The following is a 21,314-nucleotide window of genomic DNA, read 5'->3' on the forward strand; positions in this document are numbered from 1 at the left end:
GCGGGTGCTGCTTTTTAATTCGATCTGCCTTGTGAAAAGCACAAACAAAAACGCCCGACCAAAGGGCCGGGCGCTTTTCTCAGGCAATCTTACTTATCGTCAGCATTACCCGGAACATTAGCGGTTTCGCCGCTTGTGCCTTCAACTTCTTCTTTCATGCGCTTGAGGCCCATGTGGCGCACGTCGGTGCCGCGCACCAGGTAAATGACCAATTCGGAGATATTGCGCGCGTGATCGCCAATGCGCTCCAGCGAACGCAGCACCCAGATGATGCTCAAGACCCGCGAGATAGAGCGCGGGTCTTCCATCATGTAGGTCGCCAGCTCACGCAGCGCGGTCTTGTATTCGCGGTCGATGATCTTGTCGTACTGCGCCACCGACAACGCCAGATCAGCGTCGAAACGGGCAAACGCGTCCAGCGCATCACGGACCATGTTGCGCACCTGGTCGCCGATGTGGCGAACCTCGACGTAACCGCGCGGCGCTTCGCCTTCTTCGCACAGCTGAATCGCACGACGGGCGATCTTGGTCGCTTCGTCACCGATGCGCTCAAGGTCAATCACCGACTTGGAGATGCTGATGATCAAACGCAGGTCGGACGCCGCCGGCTGACGACGGGCAAGAATGCGCAGGCATTCTTCGTCGATGTTGCGTTCCATCTGGTTGATCTGGTCGTCGATCTCGCGCACCTGCTGAGCCAGGCCGGAGTCGGCCTCGATCAGCGCAGTCACCGCGTCGTTGACCTGCTTCTCGACCAGCCCGCCCATGGCCAGGAGGTGGCTGCGCACTTCCTCAAGCTCAGCGTTGAACTGCGCAGAGATGTGATGAGTGAGGCCTTCTTTGGAAATCATGCATTCGCTCCGAAAAAGCGTTTAACCAAGAGCTGCAAGCTACAAGCTGCAAGCTGTTATGTGGTGATCCATGCCGCTTCGCTTCTAACTTGCCGCTTGAAGCTTGCGGCTTGCAGCTGTACGGCTAGCCGTACCGCCCCGTGATGTAGTCTTCGGTCTGCTTCTTCGCCGGATTGGTGAACAGGGTATCGGTGTCGCCGAATTCCACCAGTTTGCCCATGTACATGAACGCCGTGTAGTCGGACACCCGCGCGGCCTGTTGCATGTTGTGGGTCACGATGACGATGGTGAACTTGGACTTCAGCTCGTAGATCAGCTCTTCGACTTTCAGCGTCGAGATCGGGTCGAGGGCCGAGCACGGTTCGTCGAGCAGCAGCACTTCCGGCTCAACCGCGATGGTGCGGGCGATCACCAGACGTTGTTGCTGACCACCGGACAGGCCGAGTGCCGACTCGTGCAGACGATCTTTGACCTCGTCCCACAGCGCCGCGCCTTTCAACGCCCACTCGACCGCTTCGTCGAGGATGCGCTTCTTGTTGATGCCCTGAATGCGCAGGCCGTAGACCACGTTTTCGTAGATGGTTTTCGGGAACGGGTTGGGCTTCTGGAACACCATGCCGACACGACGACGCAGCTCCGCAACGTCTTCGCCTTTGCGATAGATGTTGTTGCCGTAGAGGTTGATCGCGCCTTCTACGCGGCAGCCGTCAACCAGGTCGTTCATGCGGTTGAAGGTGCGCAGCAGCGTGGATTTACCGCAGCCGGACGGGCCGATGAAGGCGGTCACGCGCTGTTTCGGGATGTTCATGCTGACGTCGAACAGCGCTTGTTTCTCGCCGTAGTACAGGCTCAGGCCCGGTACTTCGATGGCCACGGTTTCCTGTTCGAGGTTGAGGCTCTGCTTGTCGCGGCCCAGGGCGGACATGTTGATGCCGTGGGTATGTGTTTCGTGCTGCATGGTTCTCACTCCGTTCGTAGCTGCGAGCTTCTGGCTGCAAGCTGCAAGTTTGAGCAAAAGCGGCTTGTAGCTTGCCGCTTGTGGCTAATGGCTTTAGCTATCCAGTGCTTTGTATTTTTCGCGCAGGTGGTTGCGGATATACACCGCCGACAGGTTCAACGTCGCGATCACCAGTACCAGCAACAGCGCCGTGGCATACACCAGCGGGCGGGCCGCTTCGACGTTCGGGCTCTGGAAGCCGACGTCATAGATGTGGAAGCCCAGGTGCATGATCTTCTGATCCAGGTGCAGGTACGGGTAGTTGCCGTCCACCGGCAGCGACGGCGCCAGTTTCACCACACCCACCAGCATCAGCGGCGCCACTTCACCGGCGGCGCGAGCCACGGCGAGAATCATGCCGGTCATCATCGCCGGGCTGGCCATCGGGATCACAATCTTCCACAAGGTTTCAGCCTTGGTCGCGCCGAGGGCCAACGAACCTTCACGCACGGTACGCGGAATACGCGCCAGACCTTCCTCGGTCGCCACGATCACCACCGGCACCGCCAGCAACGCCAGGGTCAACGAGGCCCAAAGCAGACCCGGGGTACCGAAGGTCGGTGCCGGCAGCGCTTCGGGGAAGAACAAGCGGTCGACCGAACCACCGAGCACGTAAACGAAGAAGCCCAGACCAAACACGCCGTAAACGATCGCCGGTACGCCAGCGAGGTTGTTCACCGCGATACGGATGATCCGCGTCAGGGTGTTCTGCTTGGCGTATTCACGCAGGTACACCGCCGCCAGCACGCCAAACGGGGTGACGATCATCGCCATGATCAACGTCATCATCACGGTGCCGAAGATTGCCGGGAAAATCCCGCCTTCGGTGTTCGCTTCACGCGGGTCATCCGAAAGGAATTCCCAGATCTTGCTGAAGTAGAAGCCGACCTTGGTGAAGGTGCTCATCGCGTTCGGCTGGTAGGCGTGAACCACTTTGCCCAGACCGATTTCGATCTCTTTGCCGTTGGCATCGCGAGCGGTCAGGGCATCGCGGTTGAACTGCGCATGCAGATCGGCCAGACGCGCTTCGATGTCCTGATAACGCGCATTCAGCTCGGCACGCTCGGACTCCATGTCCGCTTGCGCGGTGGCGTCGAGTTTGCCTTCCAGTTCCAGTTTGCGACCGTGCAGACGGATGCGCTCCAGTCCTGCGTTGATCGCACCGATGTCGGTTTTTTCCAGCGATTTCAGTTGTGCCGCCAGGCCGTTCACACGGTTGATCCGCGCTTGCAGTTCAGGCCAGGCAGCTTCACCCTCGGCGATAACTTTGCCGTCCTGTTTGACGTTGACCAGGTAGCCGTAGAAGTTGCCCCACTCGCGACGTTCGATCGCCATCAGCTCTGGCGGCGTGGTCTGGTTGGTCAGCCAGTCGCCGACGATCCAGGTGAAGTCGTTGCCGTTCAAGTCACGGTTGCCGACCTTGATCAGCTCGCGGGTCATGAATTCCGGACCTTCATCCGGCACCGGCAAACCGGCGCTCTTCAGACGGGCACGCGGCACTTCTTCTTTCTGTACCACTTCGCCGACGACCAGATGCTGGGCCTGACCCGGCACGTCGTAGCTGGCATGCACCAGGTCCGCCGGCCAGAAGTGACCCAGACCGCGCACGGCAATCACGGCCAGCAGGCCAATGGTCATGATGACCGCGATGGACACCGCGCCACCGCTGATCCAGACGCCCGGGGCGCCGCTCTTGAACCATCCTTTCAGGGAGTTCTGTTTCACAGACTTCTACCTTTGCTTAAAGCGACGAGTATTTCTTGCGCAGACGCTGACGAATCAGTTCTGCCAGGGTGTTCATGACGAAGGTGAACAACAGCAGCACCAGCGCCGAGAGGAACAGCACGCGGTAGTGGCTGCCGCCGACTTCCGACTCGGGCATTTCCACCGCGACGTTGGCAGCCAGAGTGCGCAGGCCCTCGAACAGGTTCATTTCCATGACCGGGGTGTTGCCGGTGGCCATCAGCACGATCATGGTTTCGCCGACCGCACGGCCCATGCCGATCATCAGCGCCGAGAAGATCCCCGGGCTGGCGGTGAGGATCACCACGCGGGTCATGGTCTGCCACGGCGTGGCACCCAAGGCCAGCGAGCCGAGGGTCAGGCCGCGCGGCACACTGAACACCGCATCTTCAGCGATCGAGTAGATGTTCGGGATCACCGCGAAGCCCATGGCCAGACCGACCACCAGAGCGTTGCGCTGGTCGTAGGTGATGCCGAGGTCGTGGGAGATCCACATGCGCATGTCACCGCCGAAGAACCAGTTCTCCATGAACGGGCTCATGTACAGCGACAGCCAGCCCACAAACAGAATCACCGGAATCAACAGCGCACTTTCCCAACCGTCCGGGACTCGCAGACGAATCGACTCAGGCAGGCGACTGAAGGTGAAACCGGCGACCAGAATGCCGATCGGCAACAACATCAGCAGGCTGAAGATGCCCGGCAGATGCCCTTCTACATATGGTGCGAGGAACAGGCCGGCGAAGAAACCGAGGATCACCGTCGGCATCGCTTCCATCAGCTCGATCACCGGCTTGACCTTGCGGCGCATGCCCGGGGCCATGAAGTAGGCGGTGTAGATCGCCGCCGCGACCGCCAGTGGCGCCGCCAGCAACATCGCGTAGAACGCAGCCTTCAGGGTGCCGAAGGTCAGTGGCGAGAGGCTCAGTTTCGGTTCGAAATCGGTGTTGGCCGCAGTCGATTGCCAGACGTATTTAGGCTCGTCGTAGTTCTCGTACCAGACCTTGCTCCACAGCGCGCTCCACGATACTTCCGGGTGCGGGTTGTCGAGCAGCAGCGGTTGCAGCTTGCCGCCGGCTTCGACGATGACGCGGTTGGCGCGCGGCGACAGACCGAACAGGCCTTGGCCTTCTACAACTTGATCGACCAGCAGCGTGCGGTGCGCGGTGCTGTGGAACACGCCGAGCTTGCCGCTGGCATCCAAGGCGAGGAAGCCTTTGCGACGCTCTTCGGCGGAGATTTCAACGATCGGCGTGGTGCCCATCTGGAAGGTGCGGATTTGTTTCAGGCGCAGTTCGCCATCGGTGTCACGGGCCATGAACCACTGGGCCAGACCACCCTTGGAGTCGCCGACGATCAGCGAGATACCGCCGACCAGTTGCGTGGTCGCGGTGACTTCGGCATCAGCGTTTTCCAGCAGTTTGTAGCGACCGTTGAGGCTCTTGTCGCGCAGGCTGAACACGTCGGCCTGAGCGCGACCGTTGACCACGTACAGCCATTGCTGGCGCGGGTCGACGAAGATGTTTTTCACCGGTTCAGTCATCTGCGGCAGATCGATACGCTTCTGCTCGTTGGTGACTTCGCCGGTCATCATGTTTTCTTCGCTGGTCAGCGACAACACGTTGAGTTGCGAGCCGGTCGAACCGACCAGCATCAGTGTGGTGTCGGAGGCGTTGAGACTGACATGCTCCAGCGCACCGCCGGCTTCGTTCAGCGCGATCGGTGCCTCGCCATATGGATACTCGATGGCCGGGCTGATAGTTTTCTTGCCGTCGGGGTAGCTGACTTTATAAGTGTGACGGAACACCAGCGCCTGGCCGTTGGACAGACCCACGGCCACCAGCGGATGGCCCGGCTGATCTTCACCAATCGAGGTCACGGTGGCGCCGGCAGGCACCGGCAGATCGACGCGCTTCAGTTCAGCGCCACTGTCGATATCAAAGAACAATGCCTGGCCCTTGTCGGAAACGCGCATGGCCACCTGATTCTGCTCTTCGAGCGAAATCATCAGCGGCTTGCCGGCGTCCTGCATCCAGGCTGGGGTGATCGAGTCTTTCGCGGTCAGGTCGGCACCCTGAAACAGCGGCGCAACCACGTAGGCGAGGAAGAAAAAGATCAGGGTAATGGCTGCCAGCACCGCGAGACCGCCAACGAGGACGTACCAGCGGGTGAAGCGATCCTTGAGCGCGCGAATGCGGCGCTTGCGTTGCAGCTCAGGCGTATTGAAATCAATGCGCTTGGGAGGATTAGTAGTCATTTGGGAATTGGCCAGATCATTCATGCGCTCACCCTAGCGATCCTGTATGACAGAAAGATGACAATGCAGTGACGCAGCAAATCCACCGCCAGCGGGACTGGCAGAGGATCAAAAATTTGAGGTGTGGAAAAGGCCGGCCTGCGAGCAGATCCGGCCTTTTACCTGAGTCCGGTGGGGTTCACCCTGGACTCAATTTGTTACTTCTTTGCGACAGCGCCGCCTTCCTGCAGACCCAGGTCAGCCAGTGCTTTTGCAGCAACCTTGGCTGGCAAAGGGATGTAGCCGTCTTTCACCACAACTTCCTGGCCCTGCTTCGACAGCACCAGTTTCACGAACTCAGCTTCCAGCGGAGCCAGAGGCTTGTTCGGGGCTTTGTTGACGTACACGTAGAGGAAACGCGACAGCGGGTATTTGCCGTTCAGGGCGTTTTCTTCGGTGTCTTCGATGAAGTCAGTGCTGCCTTTCTTGGCCAATGGCACGGTTTTCACACTGGCGGTCTTGTAACCGATGCCCGAGTAACCGATGCCGTTCAGCGAGGAGCTGATCGACTGCACGACCGAAGCCGAACCTGGTTGTTCGTTGACGTTTGGTTTGTAGTCGCCTTTGCACAGGGCTTCTTCTTTGAAGTAGCCGTAGGTACCGGATACCGAGTTGCGACCGAATAGTTGCACTGGCTTGTTGGCCAGGTCGCCGGTCACACCCAGTTCGCCCCAGGTTTTCACGTCGGCTTTGGCGCCGCACAGACGGGTCGACGAGAAGATTGCGTCAACCTGTTCCATGGTCAGGTGCTGGATCGGGTTGTCCTTGTGCACGAATACGGCCAGGGCATCCACGGCAACCGGGATTGCGGTTGGCTTGTAGCCGTACTTCTGCTCGAAGGCCGCCAGTTCGGTGTCCTTCATCTTGCGGCTCATCGGGCCCAGGTTGGAGGTGCCTTCAGTCAGCGCAGGTGGCGCAGTGGCGGAGCCAGCGGCCTGAATCTGGATATTTACGTTCGGGTATTCTTTTTTGTAGTTCTCAGCCCAGAGGGTCATGAGGTTGGCCAGGGTATCGGAGCCGACGCTGGACAGGTTGCCCGACACACCAGTGGTCTTGGTGTAGCTCGGGATAGCAGGGTCAACAGCGGCGAACGCGTTGGCAGTCGCAACGCCAGCAGCGACAAAAGTCATTGCCGCCATCAAACGCTTCAGTTTCATGCCTTACTCCTAGCAGATAGGGTGTGTTAAGTCGGGGCCAAGTATCAGCAGGCCGTGTGAACACTCTATGGCTGAAATATGACAATTGGATGAAAGGCCAGCATGGGCCTCGTCAAAAGAAAACGAAACACTTGTCGAGTTGACAAATCAAACGTAAAAGATAGCCTTGTCAACCACGAGAGGGCCCCATGATAAACGACCGAATTCGTCGCGCGCGCCTGCAAAAAGGCCTCACTCTTGAGGCTTTGGCGATGGAGCTTGGCGACATAACCAAACAAGCCTTGAGCAAATATGAGAAGGGGTTGAGCACTCCGAACTCAACTCGCCTGCTGCAACTGGCCAAGGCGCTTCAGGTCAGCCCTGAGTACTTCTTTCGCGCTGATGCAATTGCACTGGCGCCTCTGGAGTTTCGAAAACTGGCCCGAATGCCTAAATATCGCCAGGCACAGGTGGAAGAGAAAATTCGCGAGCACCTTGAGCGCTACATCGCGCTCGAGGAGTGTTTCAATCCTGCCGACATCCACACTCCCGTCACCCCGGCGCAAATGATCCCGGTTTCCTCTCTCGATGAAGCCGAAGGCGCAGCAGAGGAGCTTCGGCAATTCTGGGGAATTGGTAGCGACCCCATTGCCAACCTGACCGAACAGCTGGAGGAGCACAGCATAAAAGTCGCCATGCTAAACGGCCCGGACGACTTCGACGGCGCTTGCGCTGCCACCGGTAACGGCGAACACGTGTTGATTGCACTGAATGCCGATCGCCCAGGCGAACGAATCAGGTTCACTGCCGCCCATGAACTCGGCCACTGGGTCATGGCATTACCCGAGGATATGCCGGAGAGGGACAAGGAAAACTGCTGCCATCGATTTGCCGGCGCGTTTCTTTACCCGGCGAAAAGTGTCACCGGTGACTTCGGTAGCCATCCTCGCTCCAGAGTTCATCCACGAGAACTGCTGATTGCAAAGCGTCAATACGGGATCTCAATGCATGCCGCGTTGAGACGCCTGAAAGATCTGAAGCTTCTCAGCGAAAGTGGCTATAAGTCCCTCACCATCCAATTCAGTGCCAATGGCTGGCGCAAATCAGAACCTGAGCCGTTACCTTGCAAGCCGCCTCAAAGATTTGAGTCGCTAGCATTCTGGGCGCTGGCAGAAGGTTTGATCACCAAGTCTCGGGCTGCCGAACTCCTGCGCAAACCAGTGAGCGCACTGGACCCCAATTTTTTGGGTTCACTGGAGAATGCATGAGTTTGATCTTCATCAGTGATACGAATATCTGGATTGACTTCAGAAACGCCGGATTACTGGACCAGATGTTTCGCTTGCCATTCACACTTTGCTGCACCGACTTTGTCATGCATGAGCTTGCAGACTTTCCCCACCAGGAACTGCTTGATCGAGGGCTGAGTGTTGAATCGTTCGATGAGTCTGGCGTGATCAGGCTCTTTGAGCTGAAAATCGAGCACAACAACAGCTCACTGGCGGACGTGTCTTGTTACCTGCTCGCACAGGAAACAGGACGTCCGTTGCTGACCGGAGATGGCAAGTTAAGGCGCCAGGCACAACGAGATGGACTGGAGGTGCACGGCGCTCTTTGGTTACTTGATCTGATGGTTGAACATCACGTAATCGAAAAGCCGCACGCCGCAGACGCCTTGGCCCATATGCTTGAGCATGGCGCTCGACTCCCAACTGGCGAGTGCGAAACAAGGCTCTCACGCTGGCGAGAGCCCTAGATAGCAGAATCCTGGATCAGCGCCCCTTCTTCCAGAGCCACGCCCCCACCAGAATCCCCATCGCGCACAGCACCGCCACATAGTAGGCGGGCCCCATCGCGCTTTCTTTCAGCAGCAGACTGACCACCATCGGCGTCAACCCGCCGAAGATCGCGTAAGCCACGTTGTACGAGAACGACAAGCCGCTAAAGCGCACCACCGGTGGAAACGCTTTAACCATCACATACGGCACCGCACCAATGGTGCCGACCAGAAAACCGGTCAGCGCATACAGCGGGAACAGCCAGTCCGGGTGATCGGCGAGGCTGTGATAGAACGTCCACGAGCTGATCAGCAAGCCCAGGCAACCAAACACAAATACCCGACCGGCACCGAAACGATCCGCCAACGCGCCGGAAATGATGCAGCCGATGCTCAGGAACACAATCGCCAGACTGTTCGATTGCAGCGCTTGCGTCGGCGTGAAGTGATAGACCGTTTGCAGCACGGTCGGCGTCATCAGGATGACCACAACGATACCGGCCGACAGCAACCAGGTCAGCAGCATCGAGATCGCAATCGCGCCGCGATGATCACGCAGCACCGCACGCAGCGGCACTTCTTCAGCCAAGGCTTTGCGCAGTTGCAGCTCAGCGAATACCGGGGTTTCGTGCAGCCAGCGACGCAGGTAGACCGAGAACAGGCCGAACACACCGCCCAGCAGGAATGGAATCCGCCAGGCGTAATCGGAAACCTCGGCAGGCGTATAAATGCTGTTGATCGCCGTGGCCACCAGCGAGCCCAGCAGAATACCGGCGGTCAGGCCGCTGGTGAGGGTGCCGCAGGCGTAACCCATGTGCTTTTGCGGTACGTGTTCGGAAACGAAGACCCACGCGCCCGGCACTTCACCGCCAATCGCCGCGCCCTGAATCACCCGCATCAACAGAAGCAGGATCGGCGCCCACATGCCGATCTGCGCATACGTTGGCAGCAACCCCATGATCAGGGTCGGCACGGCCATCATGAAAATGCTCAGGGTGAACATCTTCTTGCGCCCCAGCAGATCGCCGAAGTGCGCCATGACGATGCCGCCCAGTGGCCGCGCGAGGTAGCCGGCGGCGAAGATGCCGAAGGTCTGCATCAGGCGCAGCCACTCGGGCATGTCGGCCGGGAAGAACAACTTGCCGACCACGGTAGCGAAGAAGACGAAGATGATGAAGTCGTAGAACTCCAGCGCACCACCGAGGGCGGACAGCGACAGAGTTTTGTAGTCATTGCGGGTCAACGGTCGTGCGGGTTGCTCGGGCTGCGCGAGGCTCGAAGGCGCTGTGGTCATGGCAAGGGCTTCTCTTATAGTCGGATCTGCCGCCACAACAACGCTGGCGGTGGCTTGGGCAGGTTCGGCACCATAGCAAATTGTTCGAAAAAGCACATAGAGGCGCGTATTTGACGGTCGAAATCAGAACCGGATGGTCGTCGCGGAGTCTACCGACCGATATACTCGCAACCTGCTCCGGTTTGTAAGGGGTTGCTGTGCGAAAACGTTGTTGGCCCGGCCTTTGCTCGGGATCAGCCGGTTTCGCAGAGTTTCTCCTTAGGCGCCTGATGGAAAACGTGACGAACGTAGTATGTTCGGTGCTGAATCGTTTTTCCCGAAGACGGCTACCACCAGCAATACCAACAAGAGTCACGGGTCAGAGGCACCCCCGGCATGATAGAGCTCGAACAAGAAGATCCGATCCCGCAAGGCGACCTGGCCCTGCAAATCACTGCACTTCCACGTGAAACCAACGGCTTTGGCGATATTTTCGGCGGCTGGCTGGTGGCACAGATGGATTTGGCCGGCACCGCAATGGCCAGCCGTGTCGCTGGCGGCCGCGTGGCCACGGTTGCCATTGATCGCATGGCGTTCCTCGTGCCTGTGGCTGTCGGCGCGCAATTGTCCTTTTATACCCAGACCCTGGAAATCGGCCGCAGCTCGATCCAGATGATGGTCGAAGTGTGGAGCGACGACCCGCTGTCCAGCGAGTGGCGTAAAGTGACCGAAGCGGTATTCGTCTTCGTCGCCATCGACGGCAGTGGTCGCACCCGCTCGGTTCCGCCACGCGCGCGCTAAACCTCGCGGCCGTTTGACGGTCGATAGTTGTCCTTGTTACTGATCGAGAGCTGTCCCATGACCACGCCCAACGTTGAAGCGGTGAAACTGGATGAACTGAACTGCTGGCGCATTCGCCACGGTCAGGCCGAAGTGCTGGTGGCCCAGCAAGGCGCGCACATCCTCAGTTATCAGATCGATGGCCAGCCGCCGATCATCTGGCTCAACGACAAGGCCGTGTTCAAGACTGGCCAGAGCATCCGTGCCGGTGTGCCGGTGTGCTGGCCGTGGTTCGGCAAGTTCGAACGTAACCCGCAGAGCGTGCAGGCCATGTACACCGGTGAGCAACCTGCGTCCGCGCACGGTCTGGTGCGAGCGATGGATTGGGAGCTGGGTGGTATCGAATCAGAGACTGACGGCGTCAAGGTCGAATTCAAGCTGCCCTACCCCGAAGGTGGCCTGCCGGGCTGGCCGCATCAGGTCGATCTGACCCTGACCCTGCATTTGTCCGAGCAATTGAGCTTCAGCCTGACCAGCCACAACCGTGGCAGTGACACCGTCAGCCTGAGTCAGGCGCTGCACACGTATTTCGCGGTCAGTGATGTGCGCCATGTGCAGGTCGATGGCGTGGATGGTTTGAATTACATCGAGACGCTGGACGACTGGAAAACCAACAGACAGCAAGGCGACCTGCATTTTGCCGGTGAGACCGACCGCATCTATCTCGACGCTCCTCCACAACTGAGCATCGTCGATCCGGCCTGGGAACGGCGCATTGTGCTGACGGCTACCGGTTCACGCACGGCGGTAATCTGGAACCCGTGGATCGACCGCGCGGCAGCGCTGGCGGATATGGATAACGATGGCTGGCAGCGCATGCTGTGCATCGAGACGGCGAACGTGATGGATGACATCGTCACGCTGGCGCCGGGTGCGAGCCATACCATGGGCGTGAGTGTCGCCAGCAAACCGCTTTAAGATCAAAAGATCGCAGCCTGCGGCAGCTCCTACAGGGAAATGCATTCCAATGTAGGAGCTGCCGAAGGCTGCGATCTTTTGCTTTAGAGATCGGACTCCTGCACCACCCGCACTTTATCCGCTTCCAGCGCATACGCCGCATCGGCCAGATCATTGCTGACCTTCTCGACCTTCAGCGTGCCGATCACCCACAGCGGTGTGTAGATATCGTCCAGTTTCAAACCTTTCGGATATCGCACCAGCACCAGTTGATTTGGCGGCGGCGGCGGCACGTGGATGCAGGCGCCCGGATACGGCACGAGGAAGAACAGCGTGCTGCGGCCCTTGGCGTCGGACTCCAGCGGCACCGGATAACCACCGATGCGGATGTGTTTGTCGTTCATCGACGCCACGGTTTTGGTCGAATACATCACCGCCGGCAGACCTTTGGCCTGCTTCATCCCGCCCTTCTCGGTGAAGGTGCCGGTGGCTTCCGGGGAGTTGTGGTCGATTTCAGGCATGGCCTCGAGGGCCTTTTGGTCCGACTTGGGCATCAGTTCGAGCCAGTCGGTTTCCGGCAGTTCGCCGGCGTGGGCCAAACCGCTGCCCAGAAAAAGGAGAGTCAACAGAAGACGGCGCATGAAGGTGCTCGGTATAGAAAGGAAGGAACGCTGAATCGCCGAGCATTCTAGCCCTCCCGGCCACGTTGGCAGAGAGGGCTTTGTCGCTTTGGATCAGTTCTTTTTGATCAGGCCGTAGATCACCAGCAACACGATCGCGCCGACCAGTGCGCCGATGAAGCCTGCGCCCTGACCTGCCTGATAGATGCCCAAGGCCTGGCCGCCGTAAGTGGCCGCCAGCGAACCGCCGATACCGAGCAGGATGGTCATGATCCAGCCCATGCTGTCATCGCCCGGTTTCAGGAACCGCGCCAGCAGGCCAACGATCAAGCCGATAAAGATGGTTCCGATAATTCCCATGGCAATTCCCTCTCAAAGATAGATATGCGAAGCCTAGTCAGACTTTGGCATCCTGCCATGAGAGAACAGCGGCCCCTGAATGGTTCCGCCGCTGCCACATGAAACTGTCGTTACTCGGCGATCAGCGCTTCGACCTTGACGATCTGCGCCTGCAGCGTCGCCATGTCGGCGCAGCGCAGGTTGGCGTGGCCGACCTTGCGCCCGGCCTTGAAGGCTTTGCCGTAGTGATGCAGGTGGCAATCTTCGATGGCGATGACCTTCTCAACCGGCGGAACCACACCGATGAAGTTGAGCATCGCGCTTTCGCCGACCTTGGCGGTCGAACCCAGCGGCAGGCCGGCAACGGCGCGCAGGTGGTTTTCGAACTGGCTGCACTCGGCGCCTTCGGTGGTCCAGTGCCCGGAGTTGTGCACGCGCGGGGCGATCTCGTTGGCTTTCAGGCCACCGTCGACTTCAAAGAACTCGAACGCCATCACGCCAACGTAGTTCAACTGCTTGAGCACACGGCTCGAGTAGTCTTCGGCCAGCGCCTGCAACGGGTGATCGGTACTGGCCACCGACAGCTTGAGGATGCCGCTGTCGTGGGTGTTGTGCACCAGCGGGTAGAATTTCGTTTCACCATCGCGGGCACGTACGGCGATCAGCGAGACTTCACCGGTGAACGGCACGAAGCCTTCCAGCAGGCAGGACACGCTGCCCAGTTCGGCGAAGGTGTCGACCACGTCTTCCGGCTTGCGCAGGACTTTCTGGCCCTTGCCGTCATAACCCAGAGTGCGGGTTTTCAGCACGGCCGGCAGACCGATCGAAGCCACGGCGGCATCCAGATCGGCTTGCGATTGAATGTCGGCGAAGGCCGGGGTCGGGATGCCCAGATCCTTGAACATGCTCTTTTCGAACCAGCGATCGCGAGCGATGCGCAGGGCTTCGGCGCTCGGGTAGACCGGGACGAATTGCGAAAGAAATGCCACGGTTTCGGCCGGGACGCTTTCGAACTCGAAGGTCACCAGATCGACTTCATCGGCCAATTGGCGCAGATGATCCTGATCGCCGTAATCGGCCCGCAGGTGTTCGCCCAGCGCCGCGGCGCAAGCGTCCGGCGCAGGGTCGAGGAAAGCGAAGTTCATGCCCAGCGGAGTGCCCGCCAGGGCCAACATGCGACCCAACTGGCCGCCACCGATTACACCGATCTTCATCTCAACAACCTCAGGCAATACGTGGGTCTGGATTGTCCAGGACGCTGTCTGTCTGCTCGGCACGGAAGGTTTTCAGTACCGCGTGGAACTGCGGATGCTTGGCGCCGAGGATGCTCGCCGAGAGCAGGGCTGCGTTGATCGCGCCAGCCTTGCCGATGGCCAGGGTGGCGACCGGGATGCCGGCTGGCATCTGCACGATCGACAGCAGCGAGTCGACGCCCGAGAGCATGGCCGACTGCACCGGCACGCCCAGCACCGGCAGGTGGGTCTTGGCCGCACACATGCCTGGCAAGTGGGCTGCGCCACCGGCGCCGGCGATAATCACCTCGATGCCGCGGCTTTCAGCCTCTTCGGCGTACTGGAACAGCAGATCAGGGGTGCGGTGGGCAGAGACCACTTTGACCTCGTACGGGATGCCGAGCTTTTCCAGCATATCGGCGGTGTGGCTAAGGGTGGACCAATCGGACTTGGAGCCCATGATCACGCCAACCAGTGCACTCATCGTCGCGCCTCTTCTCTCTGGAGCGCCCGCAGGCGCGTCATAAAACAACAAGCCACGCAGGTTGCGTGGCTTGATTGTACGAAAAATGGCCGGACGTGCCGGCCGAAGGCCGCGCAGTATACCGCAAAGAAAGCAATAAACAGCCCCCTGCGCGACCATCCGTCATCTGCCGCAAATGCCCGGTTTTATTGACCTGAAGGTCAGCGACAGAACACCGCAAATCCCCTGTAGGAGTGAGCCTGCTCGCGATGGCGGTGTATCAGTCACATCCTCGCTGAATGTGCTGACGCTATCGCGAGCAGGCTCACTCCTACATTTGAACTGCGGTGGGTCAGGATGATTGTGCGGCGCCGCCTTCAAGCTTTCGCCAGAGCAGGCGGACGTTGGCTTTTCGCACCAGCGCGCAGCGATACAGACGGATCTCCAACGGCACATGCCATTGCGGGCCACCGCAAACCACCAGTTCGCCACGCGCCAGCTCAGCACGCACGCTCAGTTGCGGCACCCAGGCGATGCCGAGCCCTTCCAGCGCCATGCTTTTCAGGCTGTCCGCCATCGCGGTTTCATAAATAGTGGTGAAACGCAGCTGACGCTGACGCAACAAGCCATTCACCGAACGCCCAAGAAACGCCCCGGCGCTATAAGCCAGCAACGGCACGCTGGCATCCCCTTCCAGATCGAACAACGGCTTGCCCTCGGCATCCGCCGCGCACACTGGCAGCATTTCCGTCTGGCCCAAATGCAGCGACGGGAAAATCTCCGGGTCCATCTGCATCGCCGCATCCGGGTCGTAGAACGCCAGCATCAGGTCGCAGCCGCCTTCACGCAACGCATGCACCGCATCGCCGACGTTAGTCGCGACCAACCGCGTGGCGATGTTCAAGCCCTCATTACGCAACTGCGCAATCCAACGCGGGAAGAAACCCAGTGCCAGCGAGTGAGCGGCAGCGACCTGCATCACCTCGCCCTGCCCGCCTTCCAGATGATGCAGGTGGCGCAGCACTTCACCGAGCTGTTCGACTACGGTGCGTGCGGTCACTAGAAACAACTGCCCCGCCGCCGTCAGTTCGATTGGCGTGCGCGAGCGATTGACCAGGGTCAGCCCCAACGCAGCCTCCAGACTGCGGATCCGTCGGCTGAACGCCGGCTGAGTCACGAAGCGTCGTTCGGCCGCTTGCGAGAAGCTGCGGGTGGCGGCCAGAGCACTGAAGTCCTCGAGCCATTTGCTTTCCAGATTCATCACGTCCTCCCGGACACGCACCAAAACAGGTCACACGTCTGCCGCGCACGCGGCGTCACACGGGCATTATGCCGAATGTGCATAGGGCAGCGCTGAACAGCATTGGCCCAAAAATTCCTACAAGCCTAGCATTCGCAGCGTTCCGGCACAGACCGGGTCCATATCGAGATGATTTCTATCATGTCCTCCGCTGCATCTTTCCGCACAGAAAACGACCTGCTTGGCGCCCTCGAAGTACCGGCTCAAGCGTATTACGGCATCCAGACCCTGCGAGCGGTGAATAACTTCCGTCTCTCCGGCGTTCCGATTTCGCATTACCCGAAACTGGTTGTCGGCCTGGCAATGGTCAAACAGGCCGCTGCTGACGCCAACCGCGAGTTGGGTCACCTGAGCGAAGCCAAGCACGCTGCCATCAGCGAAGCCTGTGCCCGATTGATCCGCGGTGATTTCCACGAAGAGTTCGTGGTCGACATGATTCAAGGTGGCGCCGGTACTTCCACCAACATGAACGCCAACGAAGTGATCGCCAACATTGCACTCGAAGCAATGGGTCACCAGAAAGGCGAGTACCAGTACCTGCACCCGAACGACGACGTCAACATGGCGCAGTCGACCAACGACGCCTACCCAACGGCGATCCGCCTGGGTCTGCTGCTCGGTCACGACACCCTGCTGGCCAGCCTCGACAGCCTGATTCAGGCGTTCGCGGCCAAGGGTAAAGAATTCGATCACGTCCTGAAAATGGGCCGTACCCAGCTGCAAGACGCCGTGCCGATGACCCTCGGCCAGGAATTCCGTGCCTTCGCCACCACCATGGGCGAAGACCTGGCCCGTCTGAAGACGCTGGCCCCGGAACTGCTGACTGAAGTGAACCTGGGCGGCACCGCGATCGGTACCGGCATCAACGCCGACCCGCGTTATCAAGCGCTGGCGGTACAGCGTCTGGCCCTGATCAGCGGTCAACCGCTGGTTCCAGCCGCCGACCTGATCGAAGCGACTTCCGACATGGGCGCCTTCGTGCTGTTCTCCGGCATGCTCAAGCGCACCGCGGTGAAGCTGTCGAAGATCTGCAACGACCTGCGCCTGCTGTCCAGCGGCCCGCGCACCGGCATCAACGAAATCAACCTGCCAGCGCGTCAGCCAGGCAGCTCGATCATGCCCGGCAAGGTCAACCCGGTAATTCCGGAAGCTGTGAACCAGGTGGCTTTCCAGGTCATCGGTAACGACCTGGCGCTAACCATGGCAGCCGAAGGCGGCCAACTGCAGCTGAACGTGATGGAGCCGCTGATCGCTTTCAAGATCTTCGACTCGATCCGCCTGCTGCAACGCGCCATGGACATGCTGCGCGAGCACTGCATTGTCGGCATCACCGCCAACGAAGCGCGCTGCCGTGAACTGGTCGAACACTCGATCGGTCTGGTCACCGCACTGAACCCGTACATCGGCTACAAAAATGCCACCCGCATCGCCGGTCTCGCTCTGGAAAGCGGCCGCGGCGTGCTGGAACTGGTGCGCGAAGAAGGTCTGCTCGACGAAGCCATGCTCGCCGACATCCTGCGCCCGGAAAACATGATTGCTCCGCGTCTGGTTCCGCTTAAAGGCTGAACCGACACGTTACTTGTAGCACCGCTCACCAGGTCGAGGGACTAGACACCTCTCACCTTTTGAGGGCTTGGGGATTTAGTCCCCAAGCCCTTTTTTTTAACTTCTTTGCGGGCAGGACGTTAAATGTTTTGTGTATTTGATACCGCCAAGATCGCAGCCTTCGGCAGCTCCTACATTGATTGACGTACACCTGTAGGAGCTGCCGAAGGCTGCGATCTTTTGATCTTGCAGCACCCTCGTTTCGTCGCTTGCACCACTACCGTGCAGACGGGCGCGCCACTGATCGGTATAGTGCCGCCCCTCTTCGCGTGAGCGGTCGTCGGTAACGAGGCCATAACCCATGCGAAACCCGAACTAATAACAAACCCGCGAAATGGAACCGGACGAAACCTTCGCCTCACCCGTCGTGCCGCGCGCACACCGGTGTAACACGATGTTTCTTCCATCCAGCATTTGCTTACACAATAAACAGCGAGGAAAAATCCATGCTCGAAGTCATTAACGACTTCCTCTCAGGGAAAGTACTGATCGTGCTCATTGTCGGGCTCGGTAGCTACTTCACGATTCGCTCGCGTTTCGTTCAATTGCGTCACTTCTTCCACATGTTCGCGGTGTTCCGCGACAGCCTCAAAGGTAGCGCCGGGCAACTCAGCTCGTTCCAGGCCTTGATGCTCAGCCTTGCCGGCCGTGTCGGCGCAGGCAACATCGCCGGTGTCGGCATCGCCGTGACCCTCGGTGGTCCGGGTGCGGTGTTCTGGATGTGGGTAACCGCACTGGTCGGCATGTCCAGCAGCTTCTTCGAATGCACCCTGGCCCAAGTCTACAAGCGCGCCGATGGCGACGGCTTGTACCGTGGTGGCCCGGCCTACTACATCCAGCACGGCCTCAAGCTCAAAGGCATGGCAGTGGTGTTTTCTGTCCTGTTGCTGGTCACCTACGGCTTCGCCTTCATTGGTCTGCAGTCCTACACAGTGACCCACTCGCTGCAGAACGCCTTTGAATTCAACCCACAACACACCGGTATCGTCCTCGCGGTGCTGCTGGCCATCACCTTCATCGGCGGCATCAAGCGCATCGCCTCGGTGTCCGACCTGCTCGTACCGATCAAGACCCTCGCCTATATCGGCGTGACCCTGTACGTGATCGGTACTCAGATCGAACATGTGCCAGCCATGCTGGAAACCATCTTCAAGAGCGCCTTCGGCCTCGATCCGGCCTTTGGTGGTCTGCTCGGCAGCGCCATCGTCATGGGCGTGAAGCGTGGCGTATTCGCCAACGAAGCGGGTCTGGGCAGTGCGCCGAACGTCGCCGCCGTCGCTGCCGTGAAGCACCCGGGCGCGCAGGGCGTGGTTCAGGCCTTCAGCGTGTTCCTCGACACTTTCGTGATCTGCACCTGCACCGCGCTGCTGATCCTGCTGTCGGGCTTCTACACCCCGGGCTTCGAAGGTGACGGCATCGTCCTGACCCAGAACTCGCTGGCCGCCGTGGTCGGTGACTGGGGTCGCATGTTCGTCAGCGTCGCGCTGTCGCTGTTCGTCTTTACCTGCATCCTCTACAACTACTACCTGGGCGAAAACAGCCTGCAGTTCCTCACTCGCAACCGCGCCGCGCTGATGATTTTCCGCGGCCTGGTGCTGGCGCTGGTGGTATGGGGTTCGATGCAGGACCTGTCGACCGTGTTCGCCTTCGCCGACATCACCATGACCTGCCTGGCCTTCGTCAACCTCGTGGCCCTGGCCATGCTGTTCAAGGTCGGCATGCGCGTAATGCGCGACTACGACGGGCAGCGCCGCGCCGGCGTCAAACAGCCGGTGTTCGACTCGAGCAAATTTGCCGATCTGGACCTCGACCTGAAGGCCTGGCCGACCAGCCCGTCTGCCGCTGACGCCAAGGCCGAAGCCGAAGCCGAAGCCGAGCCGCAAGGCGTGCCTGCAGCGCAACGCTGACAGGTGAATGACGGGCGCATCCCCTGCGCTCGTCAGTTATTGTGATGCAATACCTGTAGCAGCGAGCCTGCTCGCGATAGCGGTTGATCAGTCGACATTAATGTTGAACGGGATGCCCCCTTCGCGAGCAGGCTCGCTCCCACAAGGACCTCATCCTTTCGGAGAATCCCCATGAATTCGTCGACCTACCCCGCCGCCCAACACGTCATGGTGCTCTACACCGGTGGCACCATCGGCATGCAGGCCAGCGCCAATGGTCTGGCCCCGGCGTCCGGTTTCGAAGCGCGGATGCGCGACTACCTGCACAGCCAGCCTGAACTCGTCGTGCCACAGTGGCGCTTCCGCGAAATGTCGCCGCTGATCGACAGCGCCAACATGACCCCGACCTACTGGCAGCAACTGCGTGAAGCAGTGGTCGATGCTGTTGATGTGCAAGGCTGCGACAGCGTGCTGATCCTGCACGGCACCGACACACTGGCCTATAGCGCGGCGGCGATGAGTTTCCAGTTGCTCGGCCTGCACGCCCGCGTGTGCTTCACCGGCTCCATGCTGCCGGCCGGCGTTACCGACAGCGATGCCTGGGAAAACCTTGGCGGCGCACTGGTTGCCCTCGGCCAAGGCCTGGCGCCGGGTGTGCATTTGTACTTCCACGGCGAAATGCTGGCGCCGACCCGTTGCGCGAAAGTGCGCAGCTTCGGCCGGCATCCGTTCAAGCGTCTGGAGCGTCAGGGCGGCGGCGTGAAAGCCTCTTCGATTCCAGCGTCGTTGAACTACAACCAACCGAAGCAGTTGGCCAAGGTTGCGGTGTTGCCACTGTTCCCCGGCATCAGCGCCGAAGTGCTCGAAGGCCTGCTCGACAGCGGCATTCAAGGTCTGGTGCTGGAGTGCTACGGCAGCGGCACCGGGCCGAGCGACAACCCTGAGTTTCTCGCAAGCCTTGGCCGCGCGCGGGATAACGGCGTGGTGGTGGTTGCTGTAACGCAGTGCCATGAAGGTGGCGTCGAGCTGGATGTTTACGAAGCAGGCAGTCGATTGCGCGGGGTCGGCGTGTTGTCCGGTGGCGGCATGACCCGTGAGGCTGCGTTCGGCAAGTTACACGGCCTGCTCGGTGCAGGGCTTAACATACAGGAAGTTCGTCAACTGGTTGAGCTGGACCTGTGTGGCGAGCTGGTCTGACCAGCGCCGCCCAATACATCTCTCGTCATAAATAAACCTTCCTGCAAAATTGATGCAGGAAGGTTTAAACAATCAATCTAATGTAACTTCAAATTTTCCGCCGGTAAGTTTGGAGTTATTGTCTCTATCGCCCTGCACATTATCCAGCAATCCAGCGATTTTTTTACTGCCCTCTTGCCACTCGACTCGAATCCAGCCCTTTGTCGCCACCCACTCTTGCACAGAATCCTGAAACAACAAATAAACAGGGTCGCCGTGCCCCACAAACTCCACTTTCTTATTCAAATGAGCTTTGCCGATAACCACGCCGATAATATTATTGCGGCCCGGATCTCCGCCGCTCATATCGAAGTCCAAAACAATATCATTTGCGCGGACTTCGGCGTGAATGACCGGAAATGTTTGCTTTTTACCGTCAACCTCCACAGTGATTTGGCCCTGAAGCGCCGTCTTGCTGCCTTTGAAAAATTCGAGCGGATATTCTTTAGCTTGTGAACGGCTCATTTAAATCTCCTTTTTCGACACATTAGTCAAAATTCATATTTACTGAAAAACCCGCAACACCCACTAAACAACTAGCGACATCCACTGGCAAACTAGACCCGACTTATGGAGCTGTCAAAAAAATACCTACAAATAAAAATACTCGACAAACGGTTAACAATTCGCCAAAAACCTGTAATTTCTGACAGTAGACCAAGCGCTGCTTAAACTTTAGAATTGAAATGCGCCATGTCCTACTCTAATTATTCGAAGTTAACTTTAAAAAACATAACTTGCAAATTGCAAATCCCTCGCTAGTGATTGGAAGTTTAACTTTCAATATATTCTCAACATTGCAAATTATCTGAACGGCACATAA

General features: G+C 59.1%; 19 protein-coding genes. 7 read left to right on the plus strand and 12 right to left on the minus strand.

Annotated features, from left to right (window positions below):
* Window positions 1-89 precede the first annotated feature (89 nt).
* The 5 genes from phoU to U6037_RS28795 form a co-directional block, all read right to left on the minus strand.
* The gene (gene phoU, locus U6037_RS28775) at window positions 90-851 is read right to left on the minus strand and encodes a phosphate signaling complex protein PhoU (protein ID WP_016985766.1); all 762 of its coding nucleotides are present in this window, start codon (window positions 849-851) and stop codon (window positions 90-92) included.
* 124 nt (window positions 852-975) lie between these two features.
* Window positions 976-1,809 carry a phosphate ABC transporter ATP-binding protein PstB gene (pstB, locus tag U6037_RS28780; RefSeq protein ID WP_042561817.1) on the minus strand — a complete coding sequence of 278 codons (834 nt, stop codon included), beginning with the start codon at window positions 1,807-1,809 and terminating at the stop codon, window positions 976-978.
* 93 nt (window positions 1,810-1,902) lie between these two features.
* Window positions 1,903-3,573, minus strand: coding sequence for a phosphate ABC transporter permease PstA (pstA, locus tag U6037_RS28785; RefSeq protein ID WP_322845299.1), 1,671 nt, complete (start codon window positions 3,571-3,573; stop codon window positions 1,903-1,905).
* Window positions 3,574-3,589: 16 nt separating this feature from the next.
* On the minus strand, window positions 3,590-5,623 hold the full coding sequence (locus tag U6037_RS28790) for an ABC transporter permease subunit (protein ID WP_223026637.1): 2,034 nt from the start codon (window positions 5,621-5,623) through the stop codon (window positions 3,590-3,592).
* A gap of 422 nt (window positions 5,624-6,045) precedes the next feature.
* Window positions 6,046-7,044 carry a phosphate ABC transporter substrate-binding protein PstS gene (locus U6037_RS28795; protein WP_322845300.1) on the minus strand — a complete coding sequence of 333 codons (999 nt, stop codon included), beginning with the start codon at window positions 7,042-7,044 and terminating at the stop codon, window positions 6,046-6,048.
* A gap of 188 nt (window positions 7,045-7,232) precedes the next feature.
* On the opposite strand from U6037_RS28795, the gene U6037_RS28800 reads away from it, so the two are divergent.
* A complete protein-coding gene (locus tag U6037_RS28800; protein ID WP_322845301.1) occupies window positions 7,233-8,291 on the plus strand; it encodes an XRE family transcriptional regulator in 1,059 nt (352 codons plus the stop codon).
* Window positions 8,288-8,779 (plus strand): type II toxin-antitoxin system VapC family toxin, encoded by a 492-nt coding sequence (locus U6037_RS28805; protein WP_322845302.1) that lies wholly within the window; start codon window positions 8,288-8,290, stop codon window positions 8,777-8,779. Before U6037_RS28800 ends, U6037_RS28805 begins: the two co-directional genes overlap by 4 nt.
* A gap of 16 nt (window positions 8,780-8,795) precedes the next feature.
* Here U6037_RS28805 and U6037_RS28810 read toward each other — a convergent pair whose 3' ends face one another.
* Window positions 8,796-10,094, minus strand: coding sequence for an MFS transporter (locus U6037_RS28810; RefSeq protein WP_322845303.1), 1,299 nt, complete (start codon window positions 10,092-10,094; stop codon window positions 8,796-8,798).
* A 375-nt stretch (window positions 10,095-10,469) separates the two neighbouring features.
* On the opposite strand from U6037_RS28810, the gene U6037_RS28815 reads away from it, so the two are divergent.
* Both U6037_RS28815 and U6037_RS28820 read left to right on the plus strand, forming a co-directional pair.
* On the plus strand, window positions 10,470-10,874 hold the full coding sequence (locus U6037_RS28815; protein ID WP_003229628.1) for an acyl-CoA thioesterase: 405 nt from the start codon (window positions 10,470-10,472) through the stop codon (window positions 10,872-10,874).
* Between the two features lie 57 nt (window positions 10,875-10,931).
* The gene (locus tag U6037_RS28820) at window positions 10,932-11,831 is read left to right on the plus strand and encodes a D-hexose-6-phosphate mutarotase (RefSeq protein ID WP_322845304.1); all 900 of its coding nucleotides are present in this window, start codon (window positions 10,932-10,934) and stop codon (window positions 11,829-11,831) included.
* Between the two features lie 83 nt (window positions 11,832-11,914).
* On the opposite strand, the gene U6037_RS28825 is transcribed toward U6037_RS28820, so the two are convergent.
* The 5 genes from U6037_RS28825 to U6037_RS28845 form a co-directional block, all read right to left on the minus strand.
* A complete protein-coding gene (locus tag U6037_RS28825) occupies window positions 11,915-12,451 on the minus strand; it encodes a DUF3299 domain-containing protein (protein ID WP_322845305.1) in 537 nt (178 codons plus the stop codon).
* 93 nt (window positions 12,452-12,544) lie between these two features.
* Window positions 12,545-12,790 carry a GlsB/YeaQ/YmgE family stress response membrane protein gene (locus U6037_RS28830; RefSeq protein WP_003229635.1) on the minus strand — a complete coding sequence of 82 codons (246 nt, stop codon included), beginning with the start codon at window positions 12,788-12,790 and terminating at the stop codon, window positions 12,545-12,547.
* A 110-nt stretch (window positions 12,791-12,900) separates the two neighbouring features.
* Window positions 12,901-13,983, minus strand: a complete 1,083-nt coding sequence (locus tag U6037_RS28835) for a 5-(carboxyamino)imidazole ribonucleotide synthase (RefSeq protein WP_322845306.1) — start codon at window positions 13,981-13,983, stop codon at window positions 12,901-12,903.
* 10 nt (window positions 13,984-13,993) lie between these two features.
* Window positions 13,994-14,485 (minus strand): 5-(carboxyamino)imidazole ribonucleotide mutase, encoded by a 492-nt coding sequence (gene purE, locus U6037_RS28840; protein WP_007920220.1) that lies wholly within the window; start codon window positions 14,483-14,485, stop codon window positions 13,994-13,996.
* Window positions 14,486-14,816: 331 nt separating this feature from the next.
* Complete coding sequence (locus tag U6037_RS28845) at window positions 14,817-15,725, minus strand: LysR substrate-binding domain-containing protein (protein ID WP_322845307.1); 909 nt, start codon at window positions 15,723-15,725, stop codon at window positions 14,817-14,819.
* A 180-nt stretch (window positions 15,726-15,905) separates the two neighbouring features.
* Here U6037_RS28845 and aspA point away from each other — a divergent pair, with 180 nt between their 5' ends.
* From aspA to U6037_RS28860, 3 genes are all read left to right on the plus strand, one after another.
* A complete protein-coding gene (gene aspA / locus U6037_RS28850) occupies window positions 15,906-17,330 on the plus strand; it encodes an aspartate ammonia-lyase (protein WP_064389610.1) in 1,425 nt (474 codons plus the stop codon).
* A 485-nt stretch (window positions 17,331-17,815) separates the two neighbouring features.
* Window positions 17,816-19,276: an alanine/glycine:cation symporter family protein gene (locus tag U6037_RS28855; protein ID WP_322845308.1), complete on the plus strand. Its 1,461-nt coding sequence runs from the start codon at window positions 17,816-17,818 to the stop codon at window positions 19,274-19,276.
* A gap of 171 nt (window positions 19,277-19,447) precedes the next feature.
* Entirely contained in the window at window positions 19,448-20,452 is a 1,005-nt protein-coding gene (locus U6037_RS28860) for an asparaginase (protein WP_322845309.1), read from the plus strand.
* A 72-nt stretch (window positions 20,453-20,524) separates the two neighbouring features.
* On the opposite strand, the gene U6037_RS28865 is transcribed toward U6037_RS28860, so the two are convergent.
* Window positions 20,525-20,956: a hypothetical protein gene (locus U6037_RS28865; protein ID WP_322845310.1), complete on the minus strand. Its 432-nt coding sequence runs from the start codon at window positions 20,954-20,956 to the stop codon at window positions 20,525-20,527.
* Between the last annotated feature and the right edge of the window lie 358 nt (window positions 20,957-21,314).

The sequence above is a fragment of the Pseudomonas sp. B33.4 genome, from assembly GCF_034555375.1.
Lineage (GTDB): Bacteria > Pseudomonadota > Gammaproteobacteria > Pseudomonadales > Pseudomonadaceae > Aquipseudomonas.

Coding starts and splice junctions, on each gene's coding strand:
- U6037_RS28865 (WP_322845310.1), bottom strand. CDS start 20,956: ATGAGCCGTTCACAAGCTAAAGAATATCCGCTCGAATTTTTCAAAGGC.
- pstB (WP_042561817.1), bottom strand. CDS start 1,809: ATGCAGCACGAAACACATACCCACGGCATCAACATGTCCGCCCTGGGC.
- U6037_RS28805 (WP_322845302.1), top strand. CDS start 8,288: ATGAGTTTGATCTTCATCAGTGATACGAATATCTGGATTGACTTCAGA.
- aspA (WP_064389610.1), top strand. CDS start 15,906: ATGTCCTCCGCTGCATCTTTCCGCACAGAAAACGACCTGCTTGGCGCC.
- U6037_RS28795 (WP_322845300.1), bottom strand. CDS start 7,044: ATGAAACTGAAGCGTTTGATGGCGGCAATGACTTTTGTCGCTGCTGGC.
- U6037_RS28790 (WP_223026637.1), bottom strand. CDS start 5,623: ATGCAGGACGCCGGCAAGCCGCTGATGATTTCGCTCGAAGAGCAGAAT.
- U6037_RS28835 (WP_322845306.1), bottom strand. CDS start 13,983: ATGAAGATCGGTGTAATCGGTGGCGGCCAGTTGGGTCGCATGTTGGCC.
- U6037_RS28800 (WP_322845301.1), top strand. CDS start 7,233: ATGATAAACGACCGAATTCGTCGCGCGCGCCTGCAAAAAGGCCTCACT.
- U6037_RS28825 (WP_322845305.1), bottom strand. CDS start 12,451: ATGCGCCGTCTTCTGTTGACTCTCCTTTTTCTGGGCAGCGGTTTGGCC.
- U6037_RS28845 (WP_322845307.1), bottom strand. CDS start 15,725: ATGAATCTGGAAAGCAAATGGCTCGAGGACTTCAGTGCTCTGGCCGCC.
- U6037_RS28820 (WP_322845304.1), top strand. CDS start 10,932: ATGACCACGCCCAACGTTGAAGCGGTGAAACTGGATGAACTGAACTGC.
- phoU (WP_016985766.1), bottom strand. CDS start 851: ATGATTTCCAAAGAAGGCCTCACTCATCACATCTCTGCGCAGTTCAAC.
- U6037_RS28830 (WP_003229635.1), bottom strand. CDS start 12,790: ATGGGAATTATCGGAACCATCTTTATCGGCTTGATCGTTGGCCTGCTG.
- U6037_RS28855 (WP_322845308.1), top strand. CDS start 17,816: ATGCTCGAAGTCATTAACGACTTCCTCTCAGGGAAAGTACTGATCGTG.
- U6037_RS28860 (WP_322845309.1), top strand. CDS start 19,448: ATGAATTCGTCGACCTACCCCGCCGCCCAACACGTCATGGTGCTCTAC.
- purE (WP_007920220.1), bottom strand. CDS start 14,485: ATGAGTGCACTGGTTGGCGTGATCATGGGCTCCAAGTCCGATTGGTCC.
- U6037_RS28810 (WP_322845303.1), bottom strand. CDS start 10,094: ATGACCACAGCGCCTTCGAGCCTCGCGCAGCCCGAGCAACCCGCACGA.
- U6037_RS28815 (WP_003229628.1), top strand. CDS start 10,470: ATGATAGAGCTCGAACAAGAAGATCCGATCCCGCAAGGCGACCTGGCC.